Source organism: Allobosea sp. OAE752 (assembly GCF_050433265.1).
Classification (GTDB): Bacteria; Pseudomonadota; Alphaproteobacteria; order Rhizobiales; family Beijerinckiaceae; genus Allobosea; species Allobosea spartocytisi.
In genome coordinates, this window is the sequence record NZ_JBNPXO010000007.1 from 120,864 (window position 1) to 138,480 (window position 17,617).

Genomic DNA, 17,617 nt, shown 5'->3' on the forward strand with positions numbered 1-17,617 from the left:
CCCGAAGGCGGGAGAACCACCATGAGCCCTGTGCTGGAAATGCGCGGCATCTCCAAATCCTTTACCGGTGTGAAGGCGCTGAACGATGTGTCCTTCACCGTCGAACCCGGGGAGATCCATGCCCTCGTCGGCGAGAACGGCGCGGGCAAGTCGACGCTGATGAAGGTGCTGAGCGGCGTCTATCCGCACGGCTCCTATGACGGCTCGATCCTGTTCGAGGGGGAGGAGCGGCGCTTCCGCGACATCAATGAATCGGAAGCGCTCGGCATCATCATCATCCATCAGGAACTGGCGCTGATCCCGCTGATGACGATCGCCGAGAACATCTATCTCGCCGATCCCCCGACCCGGATGGGGATGATCGACCGCAGCGCCGTCTATCGCGGGACGCAGGCGCTGCTGGCCAGGGTCGGGCTCGACGAGGCGCCCGATACGCGCATCGCCGATCTCGGCATCGGCAAGCAGCAGCTCGTCGAGATAGCCAAGGCGCTGGCCAAGAACCTGCGCGTGCTGATCCTCGACGAGCCGACGGCGAGCCTCAACGAGCGCGACAGCGAGGCGCTGCTCGATCTGCTGCTCGAATTCAAGGCCCAGGGCATCGCCTCCGTGCTCATCTCGCACAAGCTCAACGAGGTCTCCCGCGTCGCCGACCGGATCACCGTGCTGCGCGACGGCCGCTGCGTCGACACGCTCGACTGCCGCGCCGGCCCTGTCGAGGAGGATCGCATCATCCGCGCCATGGTGGATCGCGATCTGGCGCATCGCTACCCGCAGCGCGAGCCGAAGATCGGCGAGACGGTGCTGGAGATCGAGGACTGGTCCGTGTTCCATCCGCTCGACACCCATCGCAAGGTCGTCCGGAACGTGAACTTCCACGTCCGGCGCGGCGAGATCGTCGGCATTGCCGGGTTGATGGGGGCCGGTCGCACCGAATTCGCGATGAGCGTCTTCGGCGGCTCCTATGGCCGCAAGGCCTCCGGCACGGCGCGGCTGGAAGGCCGGCCGATCGAGCTGTCCGACGTGCCCGGAGCGATCGCGGCCGGTCTCGCCTATGTGACGGAGGATCGCAAGGAGCTCGGCCTGATCCTGGCGGAGGACATCCGCAAGAACATCACGCTGACCAACCTGCCCGAGGTCGCACGCTCGGGCGTGGTCGACGACATGGCCGAGCTGAAGGTCGCCAATGCCTATCGCAGCCGCATGCGGATCCGCTGCGCCAGCGTCTATCAGGAGGCCGGCCAGCTCTCGGGCGGCAACCAGCAGAAGATCGTTCTGTCGAAATGGCTCTTCACCGATCCCAAGGTGCTCTTCCTCGACGAGCCGACGCGCGGCATCGACGTCGGCGCCAAATATGAAATCTACTGCATCATCAACGAACTCGCCGACGCCGGGCGCGGCGTCGTGGTGATCTCGTCGGAGATGCCGGAGCTTCTGGGCATCTGCGACCGCATCTGCGTGATGAACGAGGGCGCCTTCGTCGGCGAGTTCCCAGCCGCCGAGGCGACACAGGAAAAGATCATGCGCGCCATCATGCGCAACCGGGAGGCAAGAGCGTGAGCACCGACGTCCAGAACGACGGCATCGTCAAACCCGCCGCGGCCCGCGTCGAAACCGCCAGGCCCAAGGGCGGAAACCTGCGCGAATACGGCATGCTGATGTCGCTCGTCGCGATCATGCTGTTCTTCCAGGTCGTGACCGGCGGCAAGCTGCTGCTGCCGCTCAACCTGACCAACCTGATCCTGCAGAACAGCTTCATCGTCGTCATGGCGCTGGGCATGCTGCTGGTCATCGTCACCGGCCATATCGATCTCTCGGTCGGCTCGGTCGCCGGCGCGGTCGGCGCGGTCGCCGCCGTCCTGATGGTGCAGTACGGCATGCATTTCGTCCCGGCGACGCTGATCTGCCTGGCGCTGGGCGGCCTGATCGGGGCCGCGCAGGGCTACTGGGTCGCCTATTTCAAGATACCGTCCTTCATCGTCACGCTGGCCGGCATGCTCGTCTTCAAGGGGCTGGCGCTGGCGATCCTGCAGGGCCAGTCGGTGGGGCCGTTCCCGGCCGAGTTCCAGAAGCTCTCTTCCGGTTTCATCGTCGATCTGTTCGACAAGATTCAGGGCCTGCAGCCGACCTCGATGCTGCTGGGCGTGGCGCTGGCCCTGCTGCTCGTCGTCCTCAACCTGAAGAGCCGCAGGCGCCAGCAGGACCACGACATTCCCGTCGAGCCCTGGAGCTTCTTCATCGCCAAGACCGCGATCTTCGCGGGGATCGTCCTCTACGCCAGCTATCTGCTCGCCTCCTATCGCGGCCTGCCTAATGTTCTCGTCGTGATGGGGGTGCTGATCGCGCTCTACGCCTTCGTCACGACGCGCACGACGATCGGCCGCCAGATCTACGCCGTCGGCGGCAATGCGCGTGCCGCCAAGCTCTCGGGCGTCAGGACCGAGCGGCTGACCTTCCTCGCCTTCGTCAATATGGGCGTGCTGGCGGCGCTGGCGGGGCTCATCTTCGCCGCGCGCCTCAACACCGCGACGCCCAAGGCCGGCCTCGGCTTCGAGCTCGACGTCATCGCCGCCTGCTTCATCGGCGGCGCCTCGGCCTATGGCGGCGTGGGCCGCGTCTCGGGCGCCGTGATCGGCGCGCTGATCATGGGCGTGATGAACAACGGCATGTCGATCCTGGGCATCGGCATCGACTATCAGCAGGTCATCAAGGGCCTGGTGCTGCTCGGTGCCGTCTGCCTCGACGTCTACAATCAGAAGCGCGGCTAGAGCATTTTCGAGCGAAACGGATACCGATTCGCGTGAATAAAATGCGATAAACAAAGAGATGGAGCATTTCCGCGTTTCGGAGAAATGCGGAAATGCTCCAGGGTTGGCGGCTCTGGTCAGCCCGACGCGGCGTGCGGATCGGCGGGGGCGAGCGTGGTGCGCCGCCCCTTCAGCGTGGCGTAGATCTGCCAGGCGATGAACAGCCCGAGGATGCTGAGCAGCGTCGCGCTGATCGGGTGTTCGAAGAAGGTCAGGAAACTGCCGCGGCTGAGCAGCATGGAGCGCCTGAAATACTCCTCCAGCATCGGCCCGAGGATGAAGCCGAGCATCAGCGGCGCCGGATCCAGGGACAGCCGCATCATGATGTAGCCGATCAGGCCGAAGGCGGCGGTGGTGTAGATGTCGTGCAGGCTGTTGTTGATGCTGAAGGTGCCGATGCAGCAGAAGAACAGGATCGACGGGAACAGCACGTTATAGGGAATCTTGAAGACCGAGAGCCAGAAGCGGACCAGCGGCACGTTCAGCAGCAAGAGGAAGCAGTTGCCGATCCACATGCTGGCAACCAGCCCCCAGAACAGGTCCGGATGCTTGGCGATCATGTTCGGTCCGGGCTGGATGCCCTTGATGATGAAGGCGGCCATCATCAGCGCCATCACCGCGTTCTCGGGAATTCCGATGCTCATCAGCGGGATGAAGCTGGTGCGCGCCGCCGCCTCGTCGGCCGCAGCCTGCCCGGCGACGCCCTCGATCGCGCCAGAGCCGATCTCGTCCTTGTATTTGCTGACCTTCTTGTCGAGACCGTAGGCCGCGAACTGGGCGATCGTCGGCCCGCCGCCCGGCAGGATGCCGAGGAAGGAGCCGACCACGCTGCCGCGCAGGGCGCTCGGGATGATGCGCTTGAACTCCGGCCAGGTCGGCATCAGCTTGATCTTGCCGTTGAACGGCGTGCGTTCCTCTTTCGCATCGAGGTTCTTGGTGATCTCGGCGATGCCGAAGCAGCCGAGCGCGAGGCTGACCAGGCTGACGCCGTCGACGAGCGAGGGCAGGCCCATGGTGAAGCGCTCGAGGCCGGTCTCCAGATCGGTGCCGACCTGCCCGAGCAGCACGCCGAGCAGGCACATCGCCATCCCGTTCAGCAGGCTGCCGGTGGTGACGAAACTGACGCAGAAGAAGCCGAACAGCATCAGCGCGCAGTAGTCGGTCGGGCCGAATTTCAGGGCGATGGTGCCGAGCGTCGGCGCAAGCGAGGCCAGCACCACGATCGCGACGGTGCCGCCGATGAAGCTCGACACGCCAGCGGTGAACAGGGCGAGCCCCGTCTTGCCCTTGAGCGTCATCTGATAGCCGTCGATGCATGCCACGATGCTCGAGGCATGCGGGATCTTCATGGTGATCGCGCTGACGCTGTCGCCATATTGCGCGCCGTAATAGATGCCGGCGAGCATGATCAGCGCGCCGCCGGTCGGGATCGAGTAGGTCAGCGGCAGGAGCAGGCTGATCGTGGCCAGTGGGCCGAGGCCCGGCAGCAGCCCGACCAGCGTGCCGACGACGCAGCCGATGGCGCAGTAGAGCAGGTTCTCGGGCGTCAGCGCATGGCCGAAGCCGAAGGCGAGGTTGTTGAGCACCTCCATCACAGCAGCCTCAGATTCAGGCCGAGGAAGCGCTGGAAGATGAAGGCCACGACGATCAGGCCGATGGCGATCTTGAGATTTCGCACCCAAGAATAGCTGTTGGCGGCGAAGCCGGCAACGAAGACCAGCACGATGATGCCGACGGTCACGTTCACATATTCGGAAGCGATGACGAAGCCGATGAGGCTCGCCATGATCAGCGCGATGTTCCGCGGGCTGAACTGGAGAGGCTCCGGATCGGCGAGGCGTGCCTGCACGATCGTCGCCAAGGCTATGATCAGCAGCGGCGCGCAGATCAGGAGCGGGAAGAGCCCGGGACCGGCATGGGCGAGGGTGCCGATCGGATAGCGCAGCGCGTTCACGGCAAAGAACAACGCGACGGCGGCCAGAAAGACCCCGCGCGCAATCTGTTGATTTGGCATTGTCTCTCCGCGTCTCGTCCCGTATTGGTTGGTATTATTGGTTCTTGAAGCTCTGCATTTCGAGTTTTTCTATCTTAATTCCAACGTTCAGGGCCGCTTAAAACAAGTAGGGGTCGGAAATATGCCGCGGCAATAAAATTTATAATTACAATTAACCGAAATTCAGAACCGGTAGTTGGTTGATTATTGTATTCGGTTCTCCGGGAGGCGTGAGTATCGTTGCATTCCAGTGTCAAATTATTTTATTTGAATGAATTATTAAACGCAATAATCGAGATTGCCAATCGTGTTTCCTGATGTCGAGCATGTCATTTCGGCGGCGCTCTAATAGGCCCGTACCGGGTCGACAACGCCTTCGACTTGTTCGCCTCGGGTGAAACGCGACAGGTTCAGGGCAAGGAACGCCGAGAGGCGTTCTTCGCCATCCTCGCAGCTTCCCGATATATGCGGGGTCAGTCGGACCAGCGGGTGGCGGTAGAAGGGGTGGTCGGCCGGCAAGGGTTCGGGATTTGTGACGTCCAGCGTCGCCGCGGCCAGCCGGCCCGAATCCAAGGCCTCCGCCAGGGCGGTGTCGTCGATCAGCGCACCGCGCGCGACATTGATGAGATGCAGGCCCCGGCGCGCGGCCTGGAGGCTCTTCCGGTTGACGATCCCGCGCGTCTGCTCGGTCAAGGGCATGGCGAGGACCACGTGATCGCTGTCGGCCAGCAGATCATCGAAACTATTGGCTCGCTCGACGCCGTCGATCGGGAAGCTCCGCGACCGCGCCAGGCCGATCACCCGCATCCCGAGGGCGAGCGCGCGCTTGCCGACCTCCTCGCCGATCGCGCCCATCCCGGCGATCCCCAGCGTCTTGCCCGCGACGCTGCCGAGGGAGCGGGCTCGCCAGTGGACGGCGGCATCGACGCGGACGTCCCAGAAGCGCTTCTCATGCGCCATCACGGCGGCGATGACATATTCGGCGATAGCCGGCGCCTGCACGCCGCGTCCGCGGCTGACGAGCGGCACCTCGAAGAACCAGTGCGGGAAGGTATCGACGCCGGCCGAGGCGATTTGCGCCCAGGCCAGCGTGCCGGGCCAGCCGGCCGGCGGCTTCGCCGGAGCGTTGCGCCACTGGGTCTGATAGGTGAACAGGGCCTGAGCTTGGGCCGGGGCCTGCCATGGCTCGCTCACCTTGACGATGACCGGGGCGCTCGGATGCGCCGCCAGCCGCTCGTTCTGCTGGTCGGTGAGGCTGCTCGCGATGACGAGGGGCGGGGCGCTCACTGGGCAGGCCCCGGCGTGACCGCGATAAGGCCGTCTTCGTTGAGCTGGTAGCGTGTGCCGTAATAGCTGCTGAGCCTGGTCATGTCGTTGGCGATGGCCTGGGCTTCCTCGCGGCCTGCGATCGCCGGCACGCCGCGGTCGCTGACGCGCTTGCGGTTGAGGTCGAGATCGAGCGGGACGAGCTTCACCGTGACGCCGTCCTCGGCATAGTCGCAGATCGCGACGATGGAGCGGGAGAAGCGCGGCTCGGCATAGAAGCCCTGCTTGTTGCCGTTGGCGTCGTGGATGCGCGACATGTGCAGGTCGGACGGCAGATGGTCTTTGGTGAAGCCGTAGGCCTCGTACATCTCCGGCGTCATGCGCTGCTCGCCGGCCTCGAACTCCATGAACAGACTGTTGAGCGAGTAGAAGATCGGCCGGCCGCGATGGAACTCGATGCCGCGCAGCATATGGGCGCCGTGGCAGAGCACCGCGTCGGCGCCGGCCTCGATCGCCTGATGGGCGAACTCCTCGATGAAGGAGGCGACGCGCGGGGTATACCAGTTCTCGTGCGTGCCCTCATGGGTGTGGAGGCTGACGAGCGCGCATTCGGCCCGGTTCTTGGCGTCGCGGATGTTGTCGAGGATAGCCTTGCGGTCCCTGTCGTTGCTGTAATAGCGGACATGGGCGTGGCTGCCGCGCTCGATCTGGAGCGAGCCCTCGAAGAAGGAGCCGAAGCCGAAGCGGTCCGGCCCGGGATCCTTGACCACCTCGACGCGCAGCACCTCCTTGCGGCTGTCCGCAATGCCGAGCGAGGCCTCGATGCGCTGGAGCTCCTTGAAATCGGCATCGGGCAGGACATAGGCGCGGCCCCAGCGCAGCGGGTTGAGGCCGGGCCTGGGCTCGATGCCGCGGCCGGGCGAGCTCGCGGCGAACTCGGCCGAGCGGGTCGAGCTTGCCGACACCAGCCCGATGCGCCCGTTCGGCGTGTCGCGGAACTTCGCCATCCGCGCCTCTTCCAGGCTGCGGCCGATGCCGCTCCAGAGGATGCCGCGGGCCTCGGCCGCCTCGATGGTGTCGACCACGCCCTGCGGCCCGAAATCGCCGGTATGGTTGTTGGCGAAGGAGAACATGTTGACGCCGATCGCGGCGAGTTCGTCGATCGCGGCCGGCTTGACCGCGGTGACGAAGCGCCGCGGCGCCGGCGGCGTCGATGGCTTCGGGCAGACGAACTCGGCATTGGCGAAGGTGCCGTCGGCCTCCTTCAGCAGCCCGACCAGCCGCGGATCGAGCCGCCGCGCCAGATTGCTCGAGGAAAACAACGCGTCGCCGCAGGCTACTATCCGCATCGATAACTCCGTCAGTCGTTGCGGGGCCGGAAAGCCGATCCCGCTCGCAGGCTATTTCTTCAGGGCGAGTCCGGCTTCGACGAGCAGGACGCGGAATTCGGCATAGTCGTCATCGGCGCGCTTGCGCATGCCGGCCAGGTCCTCGAAGCCGGGGATCAGCCCGAACATGATCAGTCGCTGCTTCACCTCCGGCATGGCGAGGATGTCGTTCAGCATTTTCGCGAGCTTCAGCCGGATCTCCTCCGGCGCCTTGCTGTGGATGACGACGGTGTGCCAGCTCCGTGGCGCCCAGCCCGCCAGCCCGGATTCCGCCGTCGTCGGCAGGTCGGGCATCGCGCTCCAGCGCTCGGAACCCATGACGCCGAGCCCCGTCAGGGCCTTCCCGGAGATCTGCTCCGCCGCCTCGGGCCCGAAGAAGAGTTGCGTTTCGCCGGCGAGCGTCGACTGGAGGGCCTGGCTTGCGCCGCGATAGGGCACGTGCAGGATCTCGATCCCGGCCCGCTTCGCCAGCCAGATTCCGCAGAGATGCCCGACGGTGCCATGGCCGGAGGTGCCATAGGCGAACTTGCCGGGGTTCTTCTTGGCGAGCGCGACGAATTCCTCGAGACTCTTGGCCGGAACCGCCGGATTGCAGGCGATCGCCATCGGCGCATCGCCGACCAGGACGAGCGGCGTCAGGTCGGTCTTCGGATCGTACTCGACCTTGGTGACGTTCGGAATGACCCCGAAGAAGCTGTTCGTTGCCTGGAGGAGCGAATGGCCGTCCGGCTTCTGCGCCATGTAGTAGTTGGCCCCGATCGCGCCGCCCGCGCCCGCCCGGTAATCGTTCAGCAATTGGCGGCCCAGCATCCCGCCGAGCTTGTCGCTGAGCAGGCGGGAGATGTTGTCGCTCATGCCGCCGGGCGCATAGGGGATGACATAGGTGATGTCGCGCGCCGGCCAGGCCTGCTGCGCGAAACCGTTCCGCGCGGACAGCGCGACGGAGCCGAGTCCGGCGGCTCCGGCCAGGAACGCCCTGCGATGGATCACGCTCTTCATGACTGCTTCTCCCTGCGATGCTTCTGGCGGCTGTTTGCGGTTATTCCTGAAAGGCCTTCGATCTGAACCTGCGGACATTCGGCGCCAGAATGCTCGCCAGCATGGCCAGGGTGATGACGAGCAGGCCGAGGCCGAGCGGGCGCGAGACGAAAATGCCCGCATCGCCGCGCGCGATCAGCATCGCGCGGCGGAAATACTCCTCCATCATCGGCCCGAGCACGACGGCGAGCACCAGCGGCGCCGACTCGCATCTCCAGCGCTGGAGCAGGTAGCCGAGCAGGCCGAAGAGCGCCGTCAGGAAGACATCGAAGGTTGAGTAATCGACGCTGTAGATGCCGACGAGGCTGACGATGAGGATGATCGGATAGAGGATGGTGTACCTGATCTTCAGCATCTTCACCCAGAGGCCGACGAGCGGCAGGTTGATGACGAGCAGCATCAGGTTGCCGATCCACATCGAGACGATCAGGCCCCAGAACAGCTGCGGCTGGTTGGTCATGATCTTCGGACCCGGCACGATACCTTGCAGCAGCATGGCGCCCGTCATCAGCGCCATCACGGCGTTCGAGGGGATGCCGAGCGTCAGCAGCGGCAGGAACGAGGTCTGCGCGCCGGCATTGTTGGCGGCTTCGGGCGCCGCGACCCCGGCCGGGTCGCCATTGCCAAAATCGCCGTCCTTGCCGGAGACGCGTTTCTCGACCGAATAGGCGACGAAGGAGCTCATCAGCGCGCCGCCGCCCGGCAGCAGGCCGAGGATGAGGCCGATGAGCGTGCCGCGGGCAGCAGCGGGCGCGGCACGACGGGCTTCCTGCCGCGTCGGCCACAGGCTGCCGATCGCGGCCGGGCGCACCTCCTCCTCGGACTTCGTCGCCTTCTCGAGCGCGACCAGGATGTCGGCGATGCCGAACAGGCCGACGACGAGCGGCACGAAGGGAATGCCGTTGAGCAGTTCCAGCGCGCCGAAGGTGAAGCGGTACTGGCCGGAATTCGGGTCAGTGCCGACCAGCCCAAGCAGCAGCCCCAGCGCCACCATCGCCAGCGCCCGTATCACCGAACCTTGTGCCAGCACGACGGAGGCGACGAGCCCGAGCACCATCAGCATGAAATATTCGGGCGCGCCGAATTTCAGCACCAAGGCCGAAACCGCCGGCCCCAGCACCGCGATGAACAGCGTGCCGACCGTGCCCGCGAAGAACGAACCCCAGGCGGCGATGGCGAGTGCCGCGCCGCCTCGGCCCTTGCGGGTCATGCCGTGCCCGTCGAGCACGGTGACCACCGACGAGGCTTCCCCCGGCAGGCGCAGCAGGATCGAGGTGGTCGAGCCGCCATATTGTGCGCCGTAATAGATGCCCGCGAGCGTGATCAGGCCCGTGGCCGGCGAGAGGCTCGTCGTCATCGGCAGCAGGATGGCGATCGTCGCTGTGGGCCCCAGGCCGGGCAGGACGCCGACGAGCGTGCCGACGAGGCAACCGATGAAGGCGAACAGGATATTGACCGGGTCTAGCGCGACGCCGAAGCCGATGCCGAGACCCGAGAAGAGCGAAGCGAAATCCATCAGTCGATCCTCGGGAACATCGGGATCGACTGGCTCAGCAGCACGACGAAGATCAGGCAGGATGCGATGGCCAGCGCGGCGGCGAGGAGCAGCGTCGGCAACAGCCGCGTGCCGGGATGGCCGAGGCTCGCGACGATCACCGTGAGAAAGACCGTCAGCCCGAGGCCGAGCGGCTTCACTGCAAGCCCGAAGAGCATGATCGCCACCCCGATCGAGAGCATCGCCCGCAGGCGCCCGAGAGAGTCGGCCGGAGCGGAGGCCGGTTCCTCCCCCTCGGGTTGCGGGGAAAGGTCCTTGCCGCCGTCGAGCAGGATCAGGGCGCCGAGCAGCGCGAGAAGGGCCGCGACGGCCGTGGGGACGAAGCCCGGCCCCATCGCGGTGACGCTGCCATAGGGATAATCCGATGCGATCCAGATCGCGAGCAGGCCCAGCGCGATGCAGGCGGCGCCCAGCGGCCGGTACGTGGTGTCGTGCTGCAAGATCCTGTTCCCCGGTCGCTGTTTTCGTTTGCCGGTCTCGCGCCGGCATTAAGTTTCAAGCCGTTGCGAGCAGGGTCGCGGCGCAGCTCTTCGCATGCAGCCCGGGGTCGCTCTCGGGCCGGATGGCAGCGGTCGCGATCGCGCCCTCGTAGATGAGCATCAGTTGTTCCGACAGGCGCAGCGGCTCCGGCACGTGACCGTCGATCAGGGCGCAGAGCCCGTCCCGCAGGAAATGCTTGTAGACACGGGCCGCTTCACGCACGCGCGGCAGATCGCCATGCTCGGCGACGGCCATGACGAAGGCGCAGCCGCGAAAGCCGGGCATGCGAAGATTGCGCATGAGGCCGTCGAAGACGTTGAGGACCCTGTCCTGCCAGCGCGTGGCGGGGCCTTCGGCGCAGTCGATGAACGCGGCCTGCAGCCGTTCCCGCCTCGCGTCGAGATAGGAGACGATCAGGTCCTCCTTGCTCGGAAAGTGGCGGTAGAAGGTCGCCTTGGCGATACCCGTCTTGGCGATGATCTCGTCGACCCCGACGGCGCGGATGCCGCGGCCATAGAAGAGCTCGCCCGCGACAGCGAGAATCCGCTCGCGCATCGACGGCGCGTCGATCTTCGGCCCGCTTCCTTGCACCGTTTCCTCCCGATTTTTTCGGGCTTTTCTCCCCAGATCCATCAAGCGAGACAGACCTGTCTGACTTTGTACGGGGCAATCCGTTCGGCGGTCAACCGATGGGGGCATTCAATATGTCGCGCGGCTGCCTGCCGGTTCGGCCGCGACCCGCGCGGCGATCGAGGAGGCGTCGCCATATCAGGCCGATCGGAGCGCCTGATCGGGCGCTTTTCATTCATCTGGTGGATGTGGCGCTCTCTCGCATGCGTCTAGCCTGATGAAGGGGCACATGCGGGGACGTCTGATGGCTTATACGATGCAGACAGACCTGACGGGCATGCATCAGGTCTACAATGTCTCGTTCCCTGTCGGGCCGAGGATGCCGAACGCCCGTGACGATGTCCTGCTGGTGCAGACGCTCTTGAAGCTGGCAAATTTCGTGCGCTTCACGCCCGCTTTGGGGCCTGTCGAAAGGAGTGCCGAGATTGCTGTCGATGGCTATTTCGGGCCTCAGACCAAGCGCATGATCGTCGCTTTCGAGGATGATCAGAAGCTCCATCGACGCTTCTTCGTCGCTGATGGCATCGTGGAGCCATCGCCGAAGGACGGCTATACGCGCTCCGGCGTCCTGTACAAGATCATCCTCATGAACCGCTCGGCATTGAATGCCTCGGGCTGGAGGCATGAGTACCTGCCGTTCCACGAAACCACTCATCCCCTCTTGCGGCAGTCGTTGCAGAAGGGGGCGGTGAAGCCGCCGCCATCCCCGCACTTTTGAGGGTCGACAGGAGCGGCCGCCCGAAAGCCGAACGGCGTATCGTTGGGATCGGCGGGATCGCGTTCTGAAGCCGGTGCTCGCTTGCTCTATGGCTTTGCCGCCAGCGGCTCATGCGGCACGTGGATCTCGGATGTCGCCGCGCCGCTCCATTGCAGCCGCAACTGCTCCAGCACATGCCGGCCGAAGATCTCGTAGGGAATCCGGATCGAGGTCAGCCAGGGGGCGATCCAGTTGTTGATCGCGTTGCCGTCGACGCCGACCAGCATGCAGTCGCGCGGGATCGCCACGCCCGACTCGGCCGCCAGCCGATAGGCGCCATAGGCGATCAGGTCGCTGACGCAGAGCGCGCCTTGCGGCCAGCCGCCATCCCGAACGAGGGCCTGGGCCGCCGCATAACCGATCTCGATATGCGACAGGCCGGGCGCGCTTGCCCGGCGGATCGCGTCCGCCGGAACGCCGCGCGCGACGAGCCGCTCGATGAAGCCGGCGGCGCGCTCGGCGGTGCTCGAAATGTTCTGGGCCGCCATCAGCACGGCGGGGCGCTCGATCCCGCGCGCGAGCATGAAGTCGGCCGCATCGGCGCCGGCGCCGCGGTCGTCGATTCCGACGAAGGCGCCGCCGCCGAGGGGGTTGCGCCGCGCCACGAAGACGATCGGATCGCCGCGCCCGAGCGCCTGTTCCAGCCCCTGGCTGCGCACGGCGCTGACCATGATGTAGCCGGCGACGAGCTGGTCGCGCATCGCCAGCAGATAGTCGTCCTGCAGCTCCGGGCGGTCATGCGTATCGCAGAGGATCATGACGTAGCCGGCATCGCGCAGCGCGGCTTCGGTCGAGACGGCGATCGCGGCCATGGCGGGGTTGTCGAGATTGGGCGAGAGCATCGCCACGACGCGGCTGGCCCGGCGGCGCAGCGCCCGTCCGATGGGGTTGGGGCGATAGCCGAGCCGCTCGATCGCCTCCGCGACGCGCGCGACGGTCTCGCTCGAGGCACGCCCGCTCTTGCCGTTGACGATGCGCGAGACGGTCGCGACCGAGACGCCGGTCTCGCGCGCCACTGTCGCGAGCGAGGCCGTCTCATGCCGGATCTTCCCCGGTTTCGCCGTCGTCCTGGCCGTCATTTCCCTGCCAGCCCTTCCATGGGGGTTCCCGCTACGCACCGGTGGAAAGCCGGCCTACGCAGCAATGCTGACGCATCTCCCCGTTGACAAGCTAGGCAAACGTTTGCCTTAGTAGATGTCAAGACGCTCGTTGAGGCGTCGCGATTGCTCAGGGGATGGAGCCCATGCAGAGGAAACACTGGATTTCCGCCGTTGCCGCGACGGCCGGCTTCGCGATCGGCCTCATGGCCTCGACCGCATTCGCCCAGACCACGGTGCGCATCGCCTGGTATTCCGACGGCAACGAGGGCGAGGTCCTCGCCGATCTGCTGAAGCGCTTCGAGGCTGAGAACAAGGACATCAAGGTCGTGCTTGACCAGGTGCCCTACAAGGCGATCACCGAGAACCTGCCCGTCCAGCTCGCCTCGGGGCAGGGGCCGGACATCGCCCGCGTCGTCGATCTCGGCGGCGTCGCCCGCTACGCGCTCGACATGCGTCCCTATCTCAAGGACGCCTCCTACTGGGATAAGAATTTCGGGCCGTTCCTGCCCTGGATGCGCCCCGAGGGCGATTCCAGCGCGATCACCGGCTTCATGACGCAGCTCACCGTCACCGGCCCCTTCGTCAACAAGACCCTGTTTGAGCAGGCCGGCACGCCGCTGCCGGGTCCGAAGGCGACCTGGGAGGAGTGGGGCAAGGCGGTGAAGGAGGTGGCGGCCAAGGTCAAGGCGCCGTTCCCGCTCGCCATGGACCGTTCCGGCCACCGCTTCTTCTCGGTCGCGGTCTCGGAAGGCGCCAAGGTCTTCAACGACAAGGGCGAGCCGGCCGTGATCGACGAGGGCTTCAAGCGCGGCGCCAAGCTCGTCTATGACTGGCACCAGAACGGCACCATGGCCAAGGAGCTCTGGGGCTCGGTCTCCGGCACCGCCTATCGCGGCGCCAATGACGAGTTCAAGAACGCCCAGGTCGTGATGTACCAGTCCGGCTCCTGGCAGATCGCCCAGTTCGACAAGACGGTGGGCGACGCCTTCGACTGGGTCGCGGTGCCCTCGCCTTGCGGGGCGGGCGGCTGCTCGCCCATGCCGGGCGGCGCCGGCCTCGTCGCGATCAAGACGACCAAGAGCCCGGAAGCCGTCGCCAAGGTGATGGACTATCTGGCGAGCGAGCCGGTGCTGAGCGAGTTCTACGCCCGCTCGCTCTTCGTGCCCGGCCATCTCGGCATCGCCGCCAAGGGGCTCGACTATGCCGGCGCGACGCCGCAGGGCAAGGCCGCGCTCAAGGTCTTCTCGGATCAGGTCGCGCAGATCTCACCGGCGGCCTACAAGCTGCAGGGCTATGCCAACAACCGCGTGATCTTTAACGCGGTGATCAGCCGGCTCGGTCAGGCGATCTCGGGCGAGGGCAGCCTCGACGATGCCTATAAGCGCATCGAATCCGACGTCGCCCAGCAGATCGCCGAGCGCAAGAAGTAAGACTTATGGCCTCTGCCGAAACAAATCCGCGCCGGGATGGCGCGGGCGCCGCAGGCACTCTCGCCGCGCCGCTCGCGCTCGTCATGCGGCTCGTCGACTGGCCGATGCGGGCGCTCCAGCGCCTGATCGGCGAGCGGCGGATGGCCTATGTCTTCATCCTGCCCAACCTCGCCTTCTTCTCGCTCTTCGTCTTCCTGCCGCTCGTCATCAACTTCGTCTTCTCGGTGACGGGCGGGGCGGGGCTGTTCCCGAGCGAGCGCCCCTATGTCGGGGCGCAGCAATACGCCTATCTCTTCGATTGCGGCTCCTTCCTCGACCCCTCTTCCTGCCGTGAGGACCATTTCTGGCGCGGCGTCTACAACACCGCGCGTTTCACCGTCTTCCAGGTGACGGCGATGGTGCTGTTCTCGCTGCTGACGGCGGTCGTGCTGAACATGAAGATCCGCGGACGCGGCTTCTTCCGCGCCGTCTATTTCTTCCCCGTGCTGCTCTCGCCGGTGGTGGTCGCGCTGACCTGGAAATGGATCCTCCAGCGCGACGGCCTGCTCAACGCCGCGCTCACCTCCCTCGGCGGCGAGCGCATCCTCTTCTTGGTCGATCCGAGCTGGGCGATGTTCTGGATCGTCTTCGTCTCGGTCTGGGCCCATATGGGCTTCTACACGCTGATCCTGCTCGCCGGCCTGCAGGCCATCCCCGCCGATCTCTATGAAGCGGCCGAGATGGATGCGACGCCACGCTGGCGGATGTTCTGGCGCATCACCCTGCCGCTGCTCTGGCCGAACATGATCGTCGTGATCGTGCTCGCGCTAATCAAGGGCGTGCAGACCTTCGACGAGGTCTTCGTCCTGACCGGCGGCGGACCCGGCACCGCGACGCTGATGATCGTGCACTACATCTACGAGACGGCCTTCGCCAATCAGGTCCAGAATTTCGGGCTGGCCGCCGCCGCCTCGGTCGTGCTCGGCGTGGTGCTGTTCGCGCTGACGCTGGCCCAGCTCGCGGCGAGCCGCCGCAAGGGGGCAGCATGAGCCTCGTGACCAAGCTCGCCACCGCCCGCCGCAAGCCCGGCCGCTGGCATTGGACCGATATCGCGGCCTATGCCTATCTCGCGCTCGGCGTCGTGCTGATGTTCGGCCCCGTCCTCTGGCTCGGCATGTCTTCGTTCAAGACGCAGGCCGGCCTGCTCGAATTCCCGCCTTCGCTGCTGCCGATGTCGCAGAAGGAGGTGACGGTTCCCGGCCAGTCCCAGCCGCTGCCGCTCTTCGAGGTGACGATGCCGGACGGCACGAAGCGCGTGCTGGCGCAGGTCCGCCGCATCGGCATCCAGGCGCAGATGATCGACCCCGCCAATCCCGGCGAGACGATCCGCGTGCCGATCGAGGGCCGTGTGCCGGTGCGCGAGTTCAAGCTCGCGACCGAGAACTACACCGAGCCGCTGGAGCGCTTCGCCTTCACGCGCTTCCTCTGGAACTCGGTCTTCGTCACGCTGATCGCGACGATCATCACGCTGATCATCAACTCGATGGCGGCCTATGCGCTCTCGATCTACGAGTTCCGTGGCAAGACGGCGGTGATGCTGATGGTGGTCGGCACGCTGATGATCCCGATCACGATCATCCTGGTGCCGGTCTATCTCGTCATCACCAAGCTCGGGCTGGTCAATTCGCTCTGGGCGGTGATCCTGCCCGGCGCGGCCACCCCCACCGGCGTCTTCCTGCTGCGCCAGTACATGCTGACCCTGCCGCGCGACCTGATCGAGGCGGCGCGCATGGACAAGGCTTCGGAGTGGCAGATCTACTGGCGCATCGTCATGCCGCTCGCCATGCCGGCGCTGGCCGTGCTCGCGATCTTCTCGATCATGTGGCGCTGGAACGAGTTCCTCTGGCCGCTGGCGGTGCTGACCAAGACCGAATCCTACACGCTGCAGATCGGCCTCAACGCCTTCCAGGGCGAGTTGCAGACGCAGTGGCACTATTTGCTCGCGATGACCGTGGTGACGCTGCTGCCGGTCGCGCTCGTCTTCGTCTTCCTGCAGCGCTTCATCACCACCGGCATTGCCAATACGGGTATGAAATGAGCGAAAAGGGTTCCGCATGGCCGGGCTGAAGCTCTCCGCGGTCCGCAAGGCCTATGGCGCCACGACCGTGCTCCACGGCATCGATCTCGATGTCGCGGATGGCGAGTTCGTCGTCTTCGTCGGTCCGTCCGGCTGCGGAAAATCGACGCTGCTGCGCTCGATCGCCGGGTTGGAGGAGATCACCGGGGGCGCGATCGCCATCGACGGGGCCGATGTCACGCATCTGCCGGCGTCGGAGCGCGGGCTTGCGATGGTGTTCCAGTCCTATGCGCTCTATCCGCATATGAGCGTCTACGCGAACATGGCCTTCGCGCTGGAGAATATGGGGTTCAAGCGCGACGAGATCGACAAGCGCGTGAGGCGCGCGGCCGAGATGCTGCGGCTGACGGACTATCTCGAGCGCAAGCCCAGGGCGCTCTCGGGCGGCCAGCGCCAGCGCGTCGCCATCGGCCGCGCCATCGTGCGCGATCCGAAGATCTTCCTGTTCGACGAGCCGCTGTCGAATCTCGACGCGGAATTGCGCGTCGCCACCCGCAAGGAGCTCGCCGCGCTCCATGGCGAGATCGGCGGCACGATGATCTACGTCACCCATGATCAGGTCGAGGCGATGACGCTGGCCGATCGCATCGTGGTCCTGCGCGCTGGTCGCATCGAGCAGATCGGCACGCCGCTCGAACTCTATAACCGCCCCGACAATCTCTTCGTCGCCGGCTTCATCGGCTCGCCGCGCATGAACCTGCTGCCGGGCCGCGTGACGGCTGCGGGCAAGGTCGCGCTGGGCGAGGGCGGTCATGAGATTGCCTGCGCCACCGGCGATCTTGCCGCCGGCGCGCCCGTGACGGCGGGCATCCGGCCCGAGCATCTGGAGCTGGCGCCGGAAGGGCAGGGCCTGCCGCTGACCATCGAGCTCGTCGAGCGTCTCGGCGGTGAGAGCTATCTCTATGGCTCGGCCGCTGGCTTGCCCCAGATCACGCTCAAGCTCGATGGCCAGAGCGAGCATGAACGGGGCCATTCGGTCCCGCTCGCCTTCCCGCAGCAGAAGCTGCACCTGTTCGACGAAGCCGGCCAGGCGATCCGACCCTAAGACTGCCGAGAGAGA

Annotated in this window: 16 protein-coding genes; 7 read left to right on the forward strand and 9 right to left on the reverse strand. The window is 65.7% G+C overall.

Translation table 11 applies throughout. The features are described from left to right. Window positions 1-21: 21 nt before the first annotated feature. Both mmsA and mmsB read left to right on the forward strand, forming a co-directional pair. Window positions 22-1,557, forward strand: coding sequence for a multiple monosaccharide ABC transporter ATP-binding protein (mmsA, locus tag GGC47_RS18840; RefSeq protein WP_142023304.1), 1,536 nt, complete (start codon window positions 22-24; stop codon window positions 1,555-1,557). A 92-nt stretch (window positions 1,558-1,649) separates the two neighbouring features. Next, window positions 1,650-2,765 carry a multiple monosaccharide ABC transporter permease gene (gene mmsB / locus GGC47_RS18845; RefSeq protein ID WP_142023329.1) on the forward strand — a complete coding sequence of 372 codons (1,116 nt, stop codon included), beginning with the start codon at window positions 1,650-1,652 and terminating at the stop codon, window positions 2,763-2,765. Between the two features lie 116 nt (window positions 2,766-2,881). On the opposite strand, the gene GGC47_RS18850 is transcribed toward mmsB, so the two are convergent. From GGC47_RS18850 to GGC47_RS18885, 8 genes are all read right to left on the reverse strand, one after another. Beyond that, window positions 2,882-4,396, reverse strand: coding sequence for a tripartite tricarboxylate transporter permease (locus tag GGC47_RS18850; protein ID WP_038367197.1), 1,515 nt, complete (start codon window positions 4,394-4,396; stop codon window positions 2,882-2,884). Beyond that, window positions 4,396-4,818, reverse strand: a complete 423-nt coding sequence (locus tag GGC47_RS18855; RefSeq protein WP_038367199.1) for a tripartite tricarboxylate transporter TctB family protein — start codon at window positions 4,816-4,818, stop codon at window positions 4,396-4,398. Before GGC47_RS18855 ends, GGC47_RS18850 begins: the two co-directional genes overlap by 1 nt. A gap of 324 nt (window positions 4,819-5,142) precedes the next feature. Further along, complete coding sequence (locus GGC47_RS18860) at window positions 5,143-6,084, reverse strand: NAD(P)-dependent oxidoreductase (protein WP_142023305.1); 942 nt, start codon at window positions 6,082-6,084, stop codon at window positions 5,143-5,145. Beyond that, a complete protein-coding gene (locus GGC47_RS18865; protein ID WP_142023306.1) occupies window positions 6,081-7,412 on the reverse strand; it encodes a CapA family protein in 1,332 nt (443 codons plus the stop codon). Before GGC47_RS18865 ends, GGC47_RS18860 begins: the two co-directional genes overlap by 4 nt. Window positions 7,413-7,463: 51 nt before the next feature. Next, on the reverse strand, window positions 7,464-8,450 hold the full coding sequence (locus GGC47_RS18870) for a Bug family tripartite tricarboxylate transporter substrate binding protein (RefSeq protein ID WP_142023307.1): 987 nt from the start codon (window positions 8,448-8,450) through the stop codon (window positions 7,464-7,466). A gap of 40 nt (window positions 8,451-8,490) precedes the next feature. After that, complete coding sequence (locus GGC47_RS18875) at window positions 8,491-10,005, reverse strand: tripartite tricarboxylate transporter permease (RefSeq protein WP_142023308.1); 1,515 nt, start codon at window positions 10,003-10,005, stop codon at window positions 8,491-8,493. Continuing rightward, on the reverse strand, window positions 10,005-10,484 hold the full coding sequence (locus GGC47_RS18880) for a tripartite tricarboxylate transporter TctB family protein (RefSeq protein ID WP_185748068.1): 480 nt from the start codon (window positions 10,482-10,484) through the stop codon (window positions 10,005-10,007). Before GGC47_RS18880 ends, GGC47_RS18875 begins: the two co-directional genes overlap by 1 nt. A gap of 55 nt (window positions 10,485-10,539) precedes the next feature. Continuing rightward, a complete protein-coding gene (locus GGC47_RS18885) occupies window positions 10,540-11,115 on the reverse strand; it encodes a TetR/AcrR family transcriptional regulator (protein ID WP_185748069.1) in 576 nt (191 codons plus the stop codon). A gap of 283 nt (window positions 11,116-11,398) precedes the next feature. On the opposite strand from GGC47_RS18885, the gene GGC47_RS18890 reads away from it, so the two are divergent. Continuing rightward, a complete protein-coding gene (locus GGC47_RS18890) occupies window positions 11,399-11,872 on the forward strand; it encodes a peptidoglycan-binding domain-containing protein (RefSeq protein WP_142023310.1) in 474 nt (157 codons plus the stop codon). An 86-nt stretch (window positions 11,873-11,958) separates the two neighbouring features. Here GGC47_RS18890 and GGC47_RS18895 read toward each other — a convergent pair whose 3' ends face one another. Further along, the gene (locus GGC47_RS18895) at window positions 11,959-12,990 is read right to left on the reverse strand and encodes a LacI family DNA-binding transcriptional regulator (RefSeq protein ID WP_051988423.1); all 1,032 of its coding nucleotides are present in this window, start codon (window positions 12,988-12,990) and stop codon (window positions 11,959-11,961) included. 164 nt (window positions 12,991-13,154) lie between these two features. On the opposite strand from GGC47_RS18895, the gene GGC47_RS18900 reads away from it, so the two are divergent. Genes GGC47_RS18900 through GGC47_RS18915 form a run of 4 tightly spaced genes read left to right on the forward strand, consistent with a single transcriptional unit; the run spans window position 13,155 to window position 17,602 of the window. Beyond that, entirely contained in the window at window positions 13,155-14,441 is a 1,287-nt protein-coding gene (locus tag GGC47_RS18900) for an ABC transporter substrate-binding protein (protein ID WP_142023311.1), read from the forward strand. A 5-nt stretch (window positions 14,442-14,446) separates the two neighbouring features. Further along, window positions 14,447-15,469 carry a carbohydrate ABC transporter permease gene (locus GGC47_RS18905; protein WP_038367217.1) on the forward strand — a complete coding sequence of 341 codons (1,023 nt, stop codon included), beginning with the start codon at window positions 14,447-14,449 and terminating at the stop codon, window positions 15,467-15,469. Then, window positions 15,466-16,518: a carbohydrate ABC transporter permease gene (locus GGC47_RS18910; RefSeq protein ID WP_112762571.1), complete on the forward strand. Its 1,053-nt coding sequence runs from the start codon at window positions 15,466-15,468 to the stop codon at window positions 16,516-16,518. The genes GGC47_RS18905 and GGC47_RS18910 overlap by 4 nt, the downstream gene beginning before the upstream one ends. Window positions 16,519-16,534: 16 nt before the next feature. Further along, entirely contained in the window at window positions 16,535-17,602 is a 1,068-nt protein-coding gene (locus GGC47_RS18915) for an ABC transporter ATP-binding protein (RefSeq protein ID WP_142023312.1), read from the forward strand. Window positions 17,603-17,617: the final 15 nt, after the last annotated feature.